Genomic DNA, 15,384 nt, shown 5'->3' with positions numbered 1-15,384 from the left:
CCTATGACGGCTCTGACAAAAGCAGAGATGGCAGAACGTCTCCATGATGAACTTGGCTTCAACAAGCGTGAAGCCAAGGAGCTCGTGGAGTTGTTTTTCGAAGAGATTCGCAACGCTTTGGAAAGCAACGAGCAGGTCAAGTTGTCCGGGTTCGGCAATTTCGACCTGCGCGACAAGCGTCAGAGGCCAGGCCGAAATCCGAAAACAGGTGAAGAGATTCCTATAACTGCCCGTCGCGTGGTGACTTTTCGCCCGGGGCAAAAACTCAAGGCCCGAGTAGAAGCTTATGCTGGAACCCAGCCATAACCAGGAACTGCCAGCCATACCTGGTAAACGCTACTTCACCATTGGTGAAGTGAGCGAGCTTTGCGAAGTCAAGCCGCACGTATTGCGGTATTGGGAGCAGGAATTTCCGCAGCTATCCCCGGTCAAGCGCCGGGGTAACCGACGCTATTACCAGCGGCAGGACGTTCTGATGATTCGACAGATCCGCGCTTTGCTGTACGACCAGGGGTTTACCATCGGTGGCGCTCGCCAGCGCCTTTCCGGCGATGAAGCCAAGGAAGATGTCACCCACTACAAGCAACTGATCCGCCAGACGATTTCAGAGCTTGAAGAAGTGCTGCAGGTGCTCAAGACCTCATGACCCAAATAACTGCTTGATGAGAAAAAATCCTTTCTCATTTCAGGTAGTTATTGTATGATTCGACCCGCTTCAACAGACAACGTCGAAGCATCGTCGGGGCGTAGCGCAGCCTGGTAGCGCACTTGCATGGGGTGCAAGGGGTCGAGTGTTCGAATCACTCCGTCCCGACCAATATTCAACAGAAAGGCCGATCAGAAATGATCGGCCTTTTTTGTTTGCCTGCCCCGTCCTGAATAGAGGTTGTCCGGTCTGAACAAGGCAAACCGTCTTTGAACAGCGTTGACTGGCTTCCTCTAGCTCAGCGTCCTTTCAATCGCTTCTGACCAAGCTCCGAACTTAACACGCCAGACTTCATCGAAAGTAAGGAATGCTATCGTTACGGAGAAGTCCGATGAATGTCCGACAAACATATCTCGCGTGTGTGGCTGGACTGTTTGCTGCCGCTGCTGGTTCGGTTCATGCGCTGGAGATCGAAACTCGATTGAATGGGCTGGATGTTCTGGTCGAACCGCTGGGAGTTGAAGGTACGTCCTCCGAAGAGGTGGATCTCAGAGGCGTTCGGGCGGTGAAGGTTACTAATCGCACCAACGAATGGGTCTTATGTGAGTTCACGGCTATTCCCGAACAGCGCAGAACAACTGACACGGCGGTATTGGAGCCTAACGATACCGGCGTTTTGCGCGTGCCCGGGAAGTACACCGCCGGCGGTCCGTTGGCGGTACTAGAGTGCGTTCTGGATAGCCAGAACGATGAAATCTGATAAGGGGAACAGTATGATTATCAAACGAATCGGGATGGCGCCAGTCGCTCTGCTATTTGCCGCATTGAGCCTTTCTGCATGTGACGTGGAACAGACTGAGGAAGGTAGTCTTCCGGATGTAGACGTCGAGGCAGAGGGCGGGAATATGCCAGAGTACGACGTTGATGCAGCCGATGTTGATGTCGGAACGCGAGAAAAGACGGTTACCGTGCCGGACGTGGACGTCACCATGCCCGACGAAGAGGAAGATTCTCAGCCACAGCAGTGATTTTTGGCGAGCCCTCGAGGGCGTGTCCTACACCCTCGGCGGGCATCGCATCCCCTGTGTGTTCAGCCTTTTGTTCGATCATCGAACGTCCACCTCTGATGACGCCCCGGTTTTGATAGCGCTGCTTTCCGACGAGCAGCTGCTGCCGGTTCTACCTTCATTTTTCTCGTATCGAACTGGAAATAGATTTGGCGGGCCGTATTGCCCGCTGCATACTAGCGGCTCAAGGCAACGTCGCCTTGGTGGGGCTGCCCCTTGCAAGAGGTAAAAGAATGGCCATAGCACGTCCGATCGTCTCGTCTGGCAACACCGGACTCGATTCAGTTCTCAACGGTGGATTGCCATGCAATCGGCTTTACCTTTTGGAAGGGACGCCCGGCTCGGGCAAGACGACATTGGGGCTTCAGTTCCTGCTTGCAGGCGTCGCAGCAGGGGAGTCGGTGCTCTATATCACGCTTTCCGAGACGGCCGAGGAACTGGAGAGCGTTGCGCATTCTCACGGATGGTCGCTGGATGGTATCAACCTGTTCGAGTTTGCCTCCACTTCGGAAGTGTTGGGCGAGAGCTACGAACAATCGATCCTGCATCCGTGGGAGGCCGAGCTGGGCAACACCATCAAGCTCATTCAAGAGCGCGTGGATGCATTGCAACCCAGAAGGCTTGTGTTTGACAGTCTTTCCGAGATGCGACTGCTCGCGCAGGATCCGTTGCGCTATCGGCGCCAGGTCCTTGCACTCAAGCAGTACTTTGCGGGCCGGGATATCACCGTACTGTTACTGGATGACATGGTCGGCTCGCGTGGCGAATGTGACAATCATCTGCATAGCCTCTGTCATGGTGTTATTACCCTAGCGAGACTTACCCTCGATTTTGGTGCGGCACGCCGGCGTCTACAGATCCAGAAACTACGCGGCGTCGATTTTGTTGCAGGTTTTCATGATTTTGAAATCCGCAAGGGCGGGCTTGAGGTCTATCCACGCTTGATAGCCTCCAGTCATAGCGTGAAGTTTACCGGTGAGGCGCTGAAGAGTGGCATTCAGGCCTTGGACGACCTGCTCGCAGGAGGGCCTTTGAGGGGCACCAGCACACTGGTTACCGGCCCAGCGGGAGCGGGCAAGACCACCCTGGCTCTGGTGTACCTCGCTGCAGCTTGTAGACGGGGCGAACGATGCGCGATCTACCAGTTTGATGAGCGGGTAGCAACCCTGATAAGCCGGGCTGACAGCATGGGGTTGGGTTTTAGCCAGTTTATTGCCGATGGTCTCCTGGTCATCCAGCAAATCAACCCTGCGGCGATTTCCCCCGGCGAATTTGCCTGGAGAGTGCGTACCGAGGTAGAGGAGCGAGGCTGCAAGATAATTGTGGTCGACAGCCTCAACGGGTATATGGCTGCCATGCCCCAGGAGAAGCAGCTGGTCCTGCAAATGCATGAACTTCTATCCTATCTGAGTCAGCTGGGTGTAGTGACCTTCTTGATCAATCCGCAGCACGGGCTTGTCGGCTCGATGGCGAGTAATCTCAATATCTCCTACGTGGCGGATTCAGTGGTGCTGATTCGCTTCTTCGAAGCCCAGGGGCGATTGCGTAAAGCAGTTTCCGTGTTGAAGCATCGAGGCGGTGCGCATGAAGACACCATCCGGGAGCTTCGAATTGATTCCAAAGGCGTGCGTGTGGGCGAGCCCTTAGCGAATTTTCGCGGTGTTCTGACAGGCACGCCAGAGTATTTCGGGGCGGACCGTCCCCTTATGGAAGAACGACAGCGTGAGGATTGAGCGGCAGTCAGGAACCAGAACATTATCGATCGTTGCTCCGTTCAAGGCGGACACGCTGAGCCTGAACAGACTGTTCGGCGAGAAATATTCCGTATCCGTTCATCACGACCTTTCTACGCTTTCCGCAGCGTTAGGTGCTGAGACGGGTTTGGTGGTCCTGACGGAGGAAGCGCTTCTGGGAAGCGTTGCCGCGCTCGGCGAGGCGCTGAGTCAACAGCCGAGTTGGTCTGATATACCCATCATCCTGCTGGCCTCAAATAATGGCCGGTCAGGGCGTGATACCGAAATAGCGCGTCGTCGGCTGCCTGCCTCTGCAGGTTACGTGATTGTGCTTGAGCGTCCACTCAGCTCCGCGTCGCTGATTAGCGCAGTCGACGCAGCCTGGGGTTCGCGCGAAAGGCAATTCGAGATGCGTGACCGCCTGGCCGAGTTGGCTGAAGAGCGCGGCCGCCTGCAGATTCTTCTGGAAAACGTACCGGTCGGTATCTGCTTTATGGATGCAGAAGGCCGCGCGGTAATCAGCAATCCCTTGTTTCGACAATATCTTCCGCAGGGCATTATCCCGTCCCGACAGCCAGACATAGCCGCTCGTTGGGCGGCATTCGACGCGGAAGGAAGAAAGCTCGAGCCGCATATGTATCCAGGAGCCAGAGCCCTGAGAGGCGAACCCGCCAATGGGGTCGACTTCTGCCATAGCCGGGAAAATGAGAGCGAGTCCTGGATGCGCGTCAGCGCTGTGCCTTTGTACGACGATACCCAACATATCATCGGCGCAGCGTCTGTGATTCTCGACATAAACGAAGAGAAACAGGCGGAACTGTCGTTGAGACGCTTCAACGAGGAGCTTGAAGTCCAGGTGCAAGCACGTACCCGTGAACTCAACGCTGCGATAGAGAAGTTGCGGACCGAGAGCGATGAAAGAGCACGTGCTGAGGAGCAGCTCCGGCAGTCGTTGAAGATGGAGGCGGTAGGGCAGTTGACCGGTGGAATCGCACACGATTTCAATAACATGTTAACTGGCGTGATCAGCGCGCTGGATCTGATCAAAATGCGTATCGCGAAGGGGAAAGTCGATGATGTCGCGCGGTTTATGGACGCCGCGCAGACGTCGGCTCAGCGGGCTGCAGCCTTGACTCAGAGGTTGCTGGCCTTTTCTAGACGTCAACCGCTGGACGCCAAGCCATTATCCATCAACCCGCTCATCGCTGCCCTTAAAGATCTGCTGCAGCGAACGGTTTCCGAGCGAATCTCCTTGAGTCTGGATCTCTGCAGTCAGGAACCCTGGATCTGCGCAGACGCCAACCAGCTTGAAAATGCCATTCTGAATCTGGCGATCAATGCGCGTGATGCCATGCCTCACGGTGGAGTTTTGTCGATTCGCACCCGGCTCTTGAATGACAACACCGGGTCCGATGCTGTTTCGTCGTCCGCACTTGGTCAGGTGTGTATAGACGTCCAGGACACGGGCTACGGCATTTCCGAGAACATGCTTGATAAGGTCATGGAGCCCTTTTTTACCACTAAACCTATAGGGCAGGGCACTGGGCTCGGTCTGTCGATGGTGTACGGCTTCGCAAAACAAAGTAACGGTCGCCTTAATATCCACAGCGTTCCGGATGTCGGTACGACTGTTTCGATTTGCCTGCCCGAGCACTCCAAAATCGCTTCCGGCTTACGGGTAGCGCCCGAGTCCGCAGCGTCGGGTCGGGGACAGTCGATCCTGCTCGTGGAAGATGACGATTCGGTGCGCCTGATCAATCAGGAGGTGCTGGAAGAACTTGGCTATAGGGTATATGTAGCCTGTGACGCTGAGGAGGCGCTGCACCGCTTCCATACCCTTGACCGGGTTGATCTGCTGGTCACGGATGTCGGGCTGCCAGGTATGAACGGACGTCAGCTTGCTGAAGTGCTTCAGCAGCTACAGCCGCGGCTACCGGTGCTGTTTCTGACGGGCTATGCTGAAAGCGCGATGGCTCAGGGCGACTTTTTGGGCACTCACATGCAGCTATTGACCAAGCCTCTAACCCTGGACATGTTGGCGAGTCGGGTAGCGAGCATGCTCGTTAATGACGCTCTTGGCAGCGAGGTTGAGCTCTAACTCTTCGAGCACTCGTGGTCGGGCAGTGTTGGATTATCAGTTAAAGGGGGGGGGGCGCCGCCCGCACGGGTAGTGATCGACGATGCGGGGATGGTCTGACTTGTCGATCGTGGAGCATGGCGGCGTGCTGAAATCGAAAAGCAGGTGTCTGCCTAGTTCCTTCCGAACACGCGTGGTCTTGGCGCGCGTCGTCACGCAGTGCAGCCAGTTCCGCCTCCCTCACTCCAGCAAGATGCCTACGCTCTGCGCATATCCGATCGAAGCCTGCGGTGTGCGCTGGAAGTGGAGGGCACCAACTGGCGCAATCTGCTGGTTCAGGTGCTGGTCTCCAGCGCCCAGCAGCGGCTGCGCTCAGCCCGTATCAGCGTGCAACAAGTGGCAGACGAACTGGGTTACGCCGACCCCTCCCGTTTTTCCCATGCGTCCAAACGCTGGACTGGGTTGTCGCCGCTGGAGTTCAAAAACTCTCAGTGAAGACTCGGCCGCCCGTCCACGCGTCCTTGTTAGCATAGCCCCTTCATGGTGGCATTCCCGACGCCATCAGCGCACAATTCGCCTCAACAGAATCGTAGTTGGAGTCGTACCATGCAGGGCCACCAGGATGTTATCAGCTGTCTCATTGAGCTACTGCGCGGGGAGCTGGGCGCACGTGATCAGTATTTTCTGCATTCGCGCCTCTATGAGGATATGGGCTATCCCAAGCTGTACGAACGCATCAACCATGAGATGGAAGAAGAGACGCAGCACGCCGATGCCATTCTGAAGCGCATCCTGTTTCTTGAAGGCAAGCCTGATATGTCGCCTGCGGCGATCCACCCTGGCTTCACCGTGCCCGATATGCTCGCTGCTGATCTTCGGTTGGAATATGAGGTGCAGGCCAACCTGGTCAGCGCCATCGCTTTGTGTGAGAAGCACAGTGACTACCAGACTCGCGAGATCCTCGAGGTCCAACTCAAAGACACTGAGGAAGATCATGCCTACTGGCTCGAACAACAGTTGCGGTTGATCAAGCTGGTTGGCCTGGAGAATTATCTGCAGTCGCAGATGTGAGTCATTCCGTATCCTACCGCTATGTTGCTCTGGGGCTGATCGGCGAATGCCGTTCGGTCCAATAGCCTCCAACGGGATCCGGTTTTAACCAGCGCAGCGACCCGCCGCGCTTCGTATTCAGTGAAAAAAAATCGTTCTCACAGTTGTTCCTGTGCCGCTTCCTGTTCCTGCCGCCGCGCACCTGGTGCTATGGGCTGGCGTTGCACCGGGATGGCTGCGCAAGTTAGCCGTCACAGTTATCTGGGAGCGGAGCGCGGCCGGCTGTTTCTCTGCCTGCACAGGCTCCCGAGGCGAGTTAACTGATGCTCACGTGGCGCCATCAGCGATCTATGCGGCGGGACGCTGTCGCATTTTTTGTTCAGTGGAAACGTGGTAATGCATCTGCCTGGCAAGGCGCACGCCGAAGATTGCTAATATGAATGATCGTTCATAAGCGAGGCGCAGCGGTATCGTCCACGGCGCCTTTTGTCTCGGACGGCTTCTTGCAACGAGGTCGCGGACTGCAGCCTTTTTCGCAATCGGTACAGCGCTTTGCGGCTAATGGGTTGGCCAGACGCTAGGCCGAGCTGCCGATTCTGCGAGCCATAAATTCTAACCGTCTCCCCTGGAGTATTTGCGTCATGCCGGGCATTAAGCGCCTGACCCGGACGCCGGGGGTGGCGCGGTCTTGCAGCGCGCCTATCCTCTCTCTCGAGTTGACGCAGTGCTTGGTCGGCGGCTCGCTGTGCCCCGGCATGCTTTGCAATTGCAAACTCGCATGAACTCTACAAAAACAATAAACCGGAGGTTTGTATGCACCAGTTCAGGATACCCGGCGCCGCTCGTTCGGCATTGCTTGCTGTTTCGTTGTCACCATTCCTATTGCCTCTGACAGGCTGTCTGGATGGCTCTTCAGATTCCGATGATGACGAAGAAGTAACCAGCCGTACCGGCGTCTTTATCGACAGCGCCGTAGCCGGGCTGAGTTACAGCGGCGAAACGACCGGCGAGGGCATAACCAATCAGCACGGAGAGTTCTCCTATGTGGACGGGGAATGGCTGACGTTTTCAATAGGTGAGCTCGAGCTGGGCTCGGCGACAGGAAGCGATGTTTTGACGCCACTCAGCATCGTCGAGGGGGCAACGGCTGCCGAAGATCAGCGGGTGGTCAATATGCTGGTCTTGCTGCAATCACTGGATGCAGACGGTAATCTCAATAACGGGATTGAGCTGAACGAGCCGATCGGCGAAGAGGTTTCCTTGAATGCAGGCAGCCTTTATCTGGATCAGTCCCCGGAAGACTTCAACGCTGCGCTGGCTCCGCTTCTTGCGCGACTGGAAGCAAGCAACGCGTTTTCCGATACTGACCCGCGACCGCGCAAAGCGGCCGCCGTAGCCGATGCGCTCGAGCACTTTTCCCGCTCAACCAGCCCGCGACGGGTAGTTGAAACAACCAGCGGTCAATTGCGTGGTTTTGAGGCTGACGAATCAGCCTGGCAATTCCTCGGCGTCCCCTATGCACAGCCACCGCTGGGTGATTTGCGCTGGAAGGCTCCGCAACCGGTGAGTCCCTGGGAAGGCATACGCGAGGCGATAAGCTGGAGCGATCAGGCTGCACAAAATCCTGCGTTGGAGCGTTTCGGGGAAGGTGGTATGAGTGAAGACTCGCTCTATCTGAACATCACCGCTCCGAAGGATGCCAGCAGCTTGCCGGTCATGGTCTGGTTTCACGGCGGCGGATTCACCTCGTTAACCAGTAATACCAAGCCCTTCAATAACCCCTTGGCGGTCGCCAGTAAGGGGGTGGTGCAGGTATCGGTCAACCAGCGTCTGGGGCCTTTCGGATACATTGCCCATCCGGAACTCAGCAGCGAGAGTGGTTACGACGGCTCGGGCAACTATGGACAGATGGACCTGATCATGGCGCTGGAATGGGTGCGGGATAACATCGCCGCATTCGGAGGCGATCCATCCAATGTCACGATTTTCGGGGAGTCAGGCGGAGGGCGCAAGGTGCTTTCGCTGATGGCTTCGCCCAAGGCTGCCGGGTTGTTCCACAAGGCAATCAGCCAGAGCGGAACGCTGATACCCGATACCCGGAGTCTGGAAGCCGCAGAATCCATTGGCAGCCAACTACAAACCCGACTGAACGCTGCGTCGCTGGAAGAAATGCGCTCGCGCAGTTGGGAGGACGTGGTTTCAGCCGCGGCGACACTGGTGCCTTACACCAACGTCGATAATCATTACCTGCCGACCACTGAGCGTGTCAGCTTCGAGACCGATATGGATAACGACGTTCCCTTTATGTTTACCGTCAATACGAATGACACGCCGGATCCGATCAATACCGTCAAAGAAGTCTTTCCGTGGGTGGCCCCGCTCAATAGCGAGCCAACCTACGCGACGCTGTTCGCCCATCAGCCGGCTGGCTGGAAGGCCCGGGGCGTGGAGGCTTATCACGGCGCGGAGCTGGCATATATGTTCAACATGCCGGAAAGCGTGATCACGCATTATTTGCTCGGCCTGGTAATTGATCCTGCGACGGCTGAGTCATTGGTGATCGAGGATCTCAACGGAAATGGGGTACCAGGATCGGCAGGCGATCCCGCAGACATCTTCGCATCAGCAGGCTTTGACGAAACGGATGAGCAGGTCATTGAGCGGATGTTGATGATCTGGACCAACTTTGCCAAGACCGGCGATCCCGGCATTCCGGGTGAAATAGACTATCCTGAATATGAAGCACAGGCTCAGCAGTACGTCGAACTAAGCGATGTGGCTGAGGTGAAATCCGGCATGGGCGATGTGTTTGCAGAGTGACCTGTAGGATCAAGCGTCGAGTCTGGGAGGGAGCATCGTCCACATTGATTGATGGGTCGTGCTCCCTTCCAGCTCAAAAGATAGGTTAAAGCGCGTCATCACAGGTAGTGCTTGAACGCTATTTCACAGCCCAGCCATCTTCTTCACAGAGTGCGAGTAGCCGCCGACGTCTTGGAAGATACTCCTCGAAGGCCGCGTCAAACTTATCGTCGCCGCTATCAAGCCCAAGCTTCGAGGCAACGCTGTTGAGTCTGTGTTTCTCGGATTCGGAGGATTGCTCCGATGAGTCACCGGCTCGGCTGAACTGGACGAAATTGTCGATGCTGCTGCGTAGTACTTTGGTGATTCCTCTGTAAGTCCCGGACTCGTCGAGGCTGAGAAGAAACACGGTGTCGGCAAGCAATAATATCCCGCGGGCGGGTGAGAGGCTGGCCTGGGTCGCGTGGAAATATTTCAGAACAGGGAAGGCCAGATGACGCAGCCCCTGATGATCAATGGTTGAAGAGAGCTCGAGAAGATAGTTTTTCAGTGATCCCTGGGAATCGGTCAGATTCGCCGTCCTGATGATCTCTTCTTCGCTGCTGCCCATTGCGAAAACGGTCGTCGCCAGGCTACGCCGCTGGATGGCGGCAGACACCACAGACAACACATAGGACAGCGAAACAGTCAGAACAATGGTCGCCGCGAGCGTCGCCAGGGTACTGATAAAGGTCCAGGGCGGGCCGGAGGGCACCCAGTCACCATAGCCAAGACTCGAAATGGTCGTGTTGGTGAAATACAACGTTTCGAGATGATCGGCGGGTGCTGAGGTTGTACCGTCGATCACTGCGCCCGGGTATGCGATAAATAGCACAAAGGCGGCCAGACCCAGCAGCAGATACCACGACACAATACTGAGGAGTATCATCGCCGGGCCAGCAAATTTCAGCGCGGCGTGGATCGGTTTACGTTTGTGTATAGCCAGCAGCAGCCGCCAGATTCCACTGAAAGCCAGGCGGCTCAAAGGGCCGGCGCCGCCAGTGCTGAATACGGTTACGAACTGATCCCATAGCGTTACGCCAGCAATAAGGGCGGCCAATACAATAAGTGCAATTTCCACGGTTACCTCTCTGATAGTGGTCCCTGTTGTGACTACACGGGCGGTCCCGCGTTCGGTACGTTGCGAACTGGGATGGGATCGGCCAGTACAGCCCATCTGCCCGTCAAAAATGAACCCGGCTTGCTGGAGTCCAGTCCCAAGCTATGAGTCAGTTACTGGCCCATTCTCAAGAGAGGAGTAGCTCAATGACCAACAGCATGTATGAAGCCTGTATTCAGGCTTGCCTGAAGTGCGCGGTTGCGTGCGATACCTGCGCTGCGTCCTGCCTGCGCGAAGACGACGTCAAGATGATGGCCCGGTGTATCCAGACCGATATGGATTGTGCAGACACCTGCCGTACCGCAGCAGCGCTCATGGCACGGGATAGCGAGTTCGCCAAGGCATTCTGCAAGGTGTGCGCTCAGGTATGTCGTGCCTGTGGCGAGGAGTGTAAGAAGCACGAGGCTGACCATTGTCAGCGCTGCGCTGAGGCCTGCATGGCGTGCGCGGATGAGTGCGAGCGCATGGCCGCATAATAAGATGCCGGTATGGGCAATGCAGCCAGAGTAGGCTGCATTGTCATATCTTCTTCTGCTCTCTCTGTTTGCCCCCGCCAATTTCGATTCGTATTAAACAGTTCACAGATAAATCACGAAGTTCGATTCCTTTGTCGGGTTTACGGAACGGATCCAATCAATGCGACGTCCGAAGCGCATCGATTGATGATTCATGAATCTGCCTGACAACCTGAGACCGCAACGCTGATGACTCTCCTTATTGCTCGCACTGTATTCTCCTTTCATAAACAATCAGTTAAATAATGCGAACGCGTTCCGAGCACTTTATCGGACTGGAGTGGCTACGATTTCTGCTCGGCCTTTACATCGTCATTTTCCATACGCTGCACAATTACCCGGAGCAAAAACTCCCTTTGATCAAGCAATTGAGCGGCGTCGGGTTTTTTGCCACCAGTGCATTCTTCGTCCTGTCAGGTTTCCTGTTGACGCATGTCTATTGCCGAAACGGCCGACTACGCGAGCCCGCTGGAAACTTTCTCTTCAAGCGTTTTGCCAATCTCTATCCGTTGCACCTGTTTTCGTTGGCCCTGACCGTTCTGGTGATTTGTCTCATTAGCCAGCTTGCGATACCGCCGGATGATCTGAAAGCTAGCGTGCGTTTCGTTGTCTATGACACGAATGAGGATCTGGCTGGCGCCTCACGTAGCGTGCTTGAGCACTGGATGGGCGACGCAGAGCTCCTCCTGAATACCATGTTGCAGCTATTTATGCTGCAGGCCTGGAATCCGTACTACCTCACCTTCAACCCGCCGCTGTGGTCGATCTCTGCGCTGTTTTTCTTCTATATGACATTCCCGTTTCTCGCGCCGCGGTTGATGGCGCTGAAGAGCAAGTATCGATGGCTAGCAGCGCTGACGCTCGTATACCTTCTACCGCCGGCCTGGGTGATATATCACCAGGAACTGGGGATGCCGTTCACTGGGATGCTGCACCGAATGCCGCTGTTGCGATTGCCGGAGTTTCTGGCTGGCATTCTGCTCTATGGCCTGTTTCGCCAGATGCAGGATGCCGGTCGGACGCCGCGACTAGGGGGCAGGGTGGTAATGGGCGTTTTCGTGCTGGCCTGTTTCCTGGGAGCAGCCTGGTTGGTCCAGGGTGCGCAATTCTGGTACTTCCTGCTGCATAACGGTCTTTTGCTGCCGGCGCAGCTGGTATCGATTTATCTGTGCGCACTGGTCAGGCCCGTGAATAGCGAATGGTTGCATAGCTGGTCTCAACGTCTGGGTACCGCTTCCCTGCCGATGTTTGTGCTGCATGTACCAGCGTTTACCCTGTTTTCGCGGTCGGAGAAGGTGCTTGGGGTGGCTTCACAGGACTGCTTTGCAAGCTGGTCGGAATGCGCGGTGGCGGCGGGGGATCAGGGGCTTTCGATCATCTATTACCCGCTGTATCTGTTACTGACGGTGGCGCTTTGTCTGCACGTGCAGGAAAGGGCCGTCGTCCCCATGCGGCAATATCTGGTTGCGAAATACCGGACGCCTGCCGCGGCTGTTGCGGTGAACAAAACCAAACCGTCTGCATCCTAGTCAGCGTAAGCAGAACCCGCTGGCGGGCACGCTTTATCATTTTTCCAGTTGGGGGACTACCGCGATGCTCTTGCGCACCAGGGTTGCTATGCAAAGCAAACCTATTTCCTGTGTGATCTGGCTGGCTTCGGCTTCGCTTTTCAGTACGTTCCAGGCCCATGCTTTTTCGCTGGATGAGGTAGCTACCGAAGCGCGGGCATTGGTGGACGAGCCCTATGTCGAGCCGGTCAGTAATTTGCCACCCGAGTTCAGCGAAATGAAATTTGCTGACTATCAGACAATGCAGCCCAAGCCTGAAAAGTTTGAATGGAGAGAGCAGGACACGCCGTTCAAGCTTGCTTTCTACCATCAGGGCATGCATTTCAATACGCCGGTCAGGATCAACGAAATTGTCGACTCCCGTGTCGAGGAGATCAAATACGATCCCGACAGCTTTGATTTTGGCGACATGCGCTTTGACAGCGAGACAACGAGCCAGCTGGGATATGCAGGGGTGCGGATACTCTATCCGATCAACCGCGAAGGCAAGGAAGATGAAGTAATGAGTATCCTAGGGGCCAGTTACTTCAGGGTTATCGGCAAAGGTCATATATACGGCTTGTCCGGCCGTGGCCTGGCCATCGACACCGCACTTCCAGCGGGTGAGGAGTTCCCAGCCTTCCGCGAATTATGGATTGAGCGGCCTGAACCTGAAGACACCCATCTGGTGTTCTACGCGCTGATGGATTCACCTAGCGTGACGGGCGCGTACAAGTTCACGCTGGGGACCGGTAGCGATGCGGTGCTTGATGTGGAATCGAAGATATTCATGCGTGAGAACGTCAAAAAGGTTGGCATCGCACCGCTGACCAGCATGTTCTTGTTTGGCCCCAACCAGCCTTCACCCACCGCAAACTTCCGTCCCGCCATTCATGACTCAAACGGCCTGGCCATTCATACCGGTGAGGACGAATGGTTATGGCGTCCGCTGAATAATCCTGAGCAGGTTTCGGTAAGCACCTTTCAGGTGGAAAACCCCAGAGGCTTTGGTCTTTTGCAGCGCGGTCGGGATTTCTCCGACTATGAAGATCTGGAAGACCGTTACGACCTGCGACCCAGTACCTGGATAGAGCCGGTTGGTGACTGGGGCAAGGGCAAGGTCGAACTGGTAGAGATCCCGACGGCGGATGAGACCAACGACAATATCGTGGCTTTCTGGACACCTGACGAGATGCCGGAAAAAGGCCAGTCTCTGGATTTTGCCTATAGCATGCGCTGGACCACCAACGAGCCAGCGCTACTTGATGACGATATTGCCTGGGTCAAACAGACGCTGCGCACGCCCGGTGAAATAAAGCAGAGCAACCTGATACGTCACCTGGACGGAAGCACCGGTATGCTGATTGATTTTGAAGGACCAGTGCTGGCTCAGTTATCTGAAGACGTGGATGTCACACCGCAGGTGAGCGTCGACGAAAACGCCGAGGTGCTTGAAACACTGTTACAACGCAACCCCGTAACCGAAGGGTGGCGCATGACCTTGCGGTTGAAGGTGCGCGATCCGAAGCGGCCAGTAGAAATGCGAGCGGCGCTGGTGACTGGCGATAAGAGTCTGACGGAAACCTGGAGCTATCAGATTCCTCCAAATACTCTGCCGCCCAACAGTTGATGCATGTCAGCTAAGTCGTTGACTCAGAGCGAAGCGGCTCACGTGCTACCGGCGAGTCATACGACTTCGAGCGGCTGCTTGCGCATCGGCGGAGGAAACGCTTTGTCGAGTAGAGCCAGATCGCTCTGGCTGAGTTGCAGTTCAGTGGCTGCAGCGTTGAGTCTGATATGTTCGATGCTGGCCGCTTTAGGGATCGCAACGACGCCGCTCTGCCGAATGGTCCAGGCAAGCGCAATTTGTGCTGTGGTTGCAGCATGCCGCCCGGCGATCTGCTTGAGTGCGGGATGTTGCAAAAGGCTGCCGCCCTGACTGAGCGGACAATAGGCCATGAGCGGCATGGCATTGCTCTGTTGCCAGGGAAGCAGATCGTATTCGATGCCCCGAGATTCCAGGTTATATAGAACCTGATTGGTGGCGCAACCTGCAGGCAGCGCTTGCATGTCGTCCCGATCGAAATTCGATACGCCCCAAGCCTTTATCTTGCCTTGTTCGAGGAGTCGCTCGAACCCCTCTATGGTCTCGGTCACCGGATGTCGACCGGGCCAATGGAGCAGGTACAGATCAATCACATCGGTATTCAGGCGCCGTAAGCTCCGCTCGCACGCATCGATCACTCCGCTACGGCTGGCGTTGTGGGGCAGCACCTTGCTGGTGAGGAACACTTGTTCGCGCACACCAGCAATAGCCTCGCCAACGACTTCCTCAGCGCCACCGTCGGCATACATTTCGGCGGTATCGACAAGTGTCATTCCCAAGCCCAGTCCTTCACGTAGCGCAGCAACCTCTTGCTTACGCTGTGTCCGTTGCTCTCCCATATGCCAGGTACCCTGGCCTATGGCAGGCACGTTCACGCCTCCCAGGTTGACCGTCTTCATATCATCTTCTCGTCTAAATTGAATATTAGGGCGCTGCGCAAGGAACACAGCCTCGTCTGGTCAAGACAAGCCCATCAAGTCTGCTCCGTCAACCTGATGGGCTCGCTCGAAACCGACCAGCTTGCCGATAGAGTCGAGCACCGACGAGATCTTTACTCTGACTGTGAAGTAGCAGGCTTGCATGGGATCCGCACGAATCCTGCCACTTGTTATGGCGCTCGAGCGGCGCCAGAATGCCGTGCTCCGGTCATGACCAGGTATGCGGTTATATTTGTTGCGGACGTCA

15 protein-coding genes and 1 tRNA gene are annotated in these 15,384 nt (G+C 55.9%); 13 read left to right on the top strand and 3 right to left on the bottom strand.

The genetic code is table 11. The annotated features are described in order from the left end of the window. The first annotated feature begins 3 nt into the window (after positions 1-3). The 10 genes from ihfA (at position 4) to FZE95_RS18230 (ending at position 9,393) form a co-directional block, all read left to right on the top strand. Complete coding sequence (ihfA, locus tag FZE95_RS18275; RefSeq protein WP_150302259.1) at positions 4-306, top strand: integration host factor subunit alpha; 303 nt, start codon at positions 4-6, stop codon at positions 304-306. After that, on the top strand, positions 287-646 hold the full coding sequence (locus FZE95_RS18270) for a MerR family transcriptional regulator (RefSeq protein ID WP_150302258.1): 360 nt from the start codon (positions 287-289) through the stop codon (positions 644-646). The genes ihfA and FZE95_RS18270 overlap by 20 nt, the downstream gene beginning before the upstream one ends. Before the next feature lie 94 nt (positions 647-740). Beyond that, positions 741-817: transfer RNA gene (locus FZE95_RS18265), tRNA-Pro, on the top strand. A 220-nt stretch (positions 818-1,037) separates the two neighbouring features. Continuing rightward, positions 1,038-1,406 (top strand): hypothetical protein, encoded by a 369-nt coding sequence (locus tag FZE95_RS18260; RefSeq protein WP_150302257.1) that lies wholly within the window; start codon positions 1,038-1,040, stop codon positions 1,404-1,406. Between the two features lie 13 nt (positions 1,407-1,419). Then, complete coding sequence (locus FZE95_RS18255; RefSeq protein WP_150302256.1) at positions 1,420-1,674, top strand: hypothetical protein; 255 nt, start codon at positions 1,420-1,422, stop codon at positions 1,672-1,674. Between the two features lie 272 nt (positions 1,675-1,946). Further along, positions 1,947-3,446 (top strand): ATPase domain-containing protein, encoded by a 1,500-nt coding sequence (locus FZE95_RS18250; protein ID WP_150302255.1) that lies wholly within the window; start codon positions 1,947-1,949, stop codon positions 3,444-3,446. Then, positions 3,436-5,544: a response regulator gene (locus FZE95_RS18245; protein WP_150302254.1), complete on the top strand. Its 2,109-nt coding sequence runs from the start codon at positions 3,436-3,438 to the stop codon at positions 5,542-5,544. Before FZE95_RS18250 ends, FZE95_RS18245 begins: the two co-directional genes overlap by 11 nt. 198 nt (positions 5,545-5,742) lie before the next feature. Next, complete coding sequence (locus FZE95_RS18240; RefSeq protein WP_150302253.1) at positions 5,743-6,018, top strand: helix-turn-helix domain-containing protein; 276 nt, start codon at positions 5,743-5,745, stop codon at positions 6,016-6,018. 111 nt (positions 6,019-6,129) lie between these two features. After that, complete coding sequence (gene bfr, locus FZE95_RS18235; protein ID WP_150302252.1) at positions 6,130-6,594, top strand: bacterioferritin; 465 nt, start codon at positions 6,130-6,132, stop codon at positions 6,592-6,594. A gap of 792 nt (positions 6,595-7,386) precedes the next feature. After that, entirely contained in the window at positions 7,387-9,393 is a 2,007-nt protein-coding gene (locus tag FZE95_RS18230) for a carboxylesterase/lipase family protein (protein WP_150302251.1), read from the top strand. 118 nt (positions 9,394-9,511) lie between these two features. Here the strand turns inward: FZE95_RS18230 and FZE95_RS18225 are convergent, their stop codons facing one another. Continuing rightward, entirely contained in the window at positions 9,512-10,492 is a 981-nt protein-coding gene (locus tag FZE95_RS18225) for an ion channel (RefSeq protein WP_190324599.1), read from the bottom strand. Positions 10,493-10,677: 185 nt separating this feature from the next. Between FZE95_RS18225 and FZE95_RS18220 the strand changes: the two genes are divergently transcribed. From FZE95_RS18220 to FZE95_RS18210, 3 genes are all read left to right on the top strand, one after another. Beyond that, the gene (locus FZE95_RS18220) at positions 10,678-11,007 is read left to right on the top strand and encodes a four-helix bundle copper-binding protein (RefSeq protein WP_150302249.1); all 330 of its coding nucleotides are present in this window, start codon (positions 10,678-10,680) and stop codon (positions 11,005-11,007) included. A 284-nt stretch (positions 11,008-11,291) separates the two neighbouring features. Further along, positions 11,292-12,575 carry an acyltransferase family protein gene (locus FZE95_RS18215; RefSeq protein ID WP_150302248.1) on the top strand — a complete coding sequence of 428 codons (1,284 nt, stop codon included), beginning with the start codon at positions 11,292-11,294 and terminating at the stop codon, positions 12,573-12,575. Positions 12,576-12,663: 88 nt separating this feature from the next. Next, positions 12,664-14,223: a glucan biosynthesis protein G gene (locus FZE95_RS18210; protein ID WP_317845793.1), complete on the top strand. Its 1,560-nt coding sequence runs from the start codon at positions 12,664-12,666 to the stop codon at positions 14,221-14,223. Between the two features lie 56 nt (positions 14,224-14,279). Here the strand turns inward: FZE95_RS18210 and FZE95_RS18205 are convergent, their stop codons facing one another. Further along, positions 14,280-15,098, bottom strand: a complete 819-nt coding sequence (locus FZE95_RS18205) for an aldo/keto reductase (protein ID WP_150302247.1) — start codon at positions 15,096-15,098, stop codon at positions 14,280-14,282. 60 nt (positions 15,099-15,158) lie between these two features. Next, on the bottom strand, positions 15,159-15,384 hold a 226-nt coding region (locus FZE95_RS19840), incomplete at its 5' end, for a hypothetical protein (protein WP_223825130.1).

Source organism: Pseudomonas profundi (assembly GCF_008638305.1).
Taxonomy (GTDB): Bacteria; Pseudomonadota; Gammaproteobacteria; order Pseudomonadales; family Pseudomonadaceae; genus Halopseudomonas; species Halopseudomonas profundi.
Note: the sequence above shows the minus strand (reverse complement) of the source record. Positions and strands in the feature narration are given on the sequence as shown.

Bases quoted from the DNA above. Each gene is read 5' to 3' on its own strand.
- ihfA (WP_150302259.1), top strand. From the start codon at position 4: ATGACGGCTCTGACAAAAGCAGAGATGGCAGAACGTCTCCATGATGAA.
- FZE95_RS18270 (WP_150302258.1), top strand. From the start codon at position 287: ATGCTGGAACCCAGCCATAACCAGGAACTGCCAGCCATACCTGGTAAA.
- FZE95_RS18260 (WP_150302257.1), top strand. From the start codon at position 1,038: ATGAATGTCCGACAAACATATCTCGCGTGTGTGGCTGGACTGTTTGCT.
- FZE95_RS18255 (WP_150302256.1), top strand. From the start codon at position 1,420: ATGATTATCAAACGAATCGGGATGGCGCCAGTCGCTCTGCTATTTGCC.
- FZE95_RS18250 (WP_150302255.1), top strand. From the start codon at position 1,947: ATGGCCATAGCACGTCCGATCGTCTCGTCTGGCAACACCGGACTCGAT.
- bfr (WP_150302252.1), top strand. From the start codon at position 6,130: ATGCAGGGCCACCAGGATGTTATCAGCTGTCTCATTGAGCTACTGCGC.
- FZE95_RS18230 (WP_150302251.1), top strand. From the start codon at position 7,387: ATGCACCAGTTCAGGATACCCGGCGCCGCTCGTTCGGCATTGCTTGCT.
- FZE95_RS18220 (WP_150302249.1), top strand. From the start codon at position 10,678: ATGACCAACAGCATGTATGAAGCCTGTATTCAGGCTTGCCTGAAGTGC.
- FZE95_RS18215 (WP_150302248.1), top strand. From the start codon at position 11,292: ATGCGAACGCGTTCCGAGCACTTTATCGGACTGGAGTGGCTACGATTT.
- FZE95_RS18210 (WP_317845793.1), top strand. From the start codon at position 12,664: ATGCAAAGCAAACCTATTTCCTGTGTGATCTGGCTGGCTTCGGCTTCG.
- FZE95_RS18205 (WP_150302247.1), bottom strand. From the start codon at position 15,098: ATGAAGACGGTCAACCTGGGAGGCGTGAACGTGCCTGCCATAGGCCAG.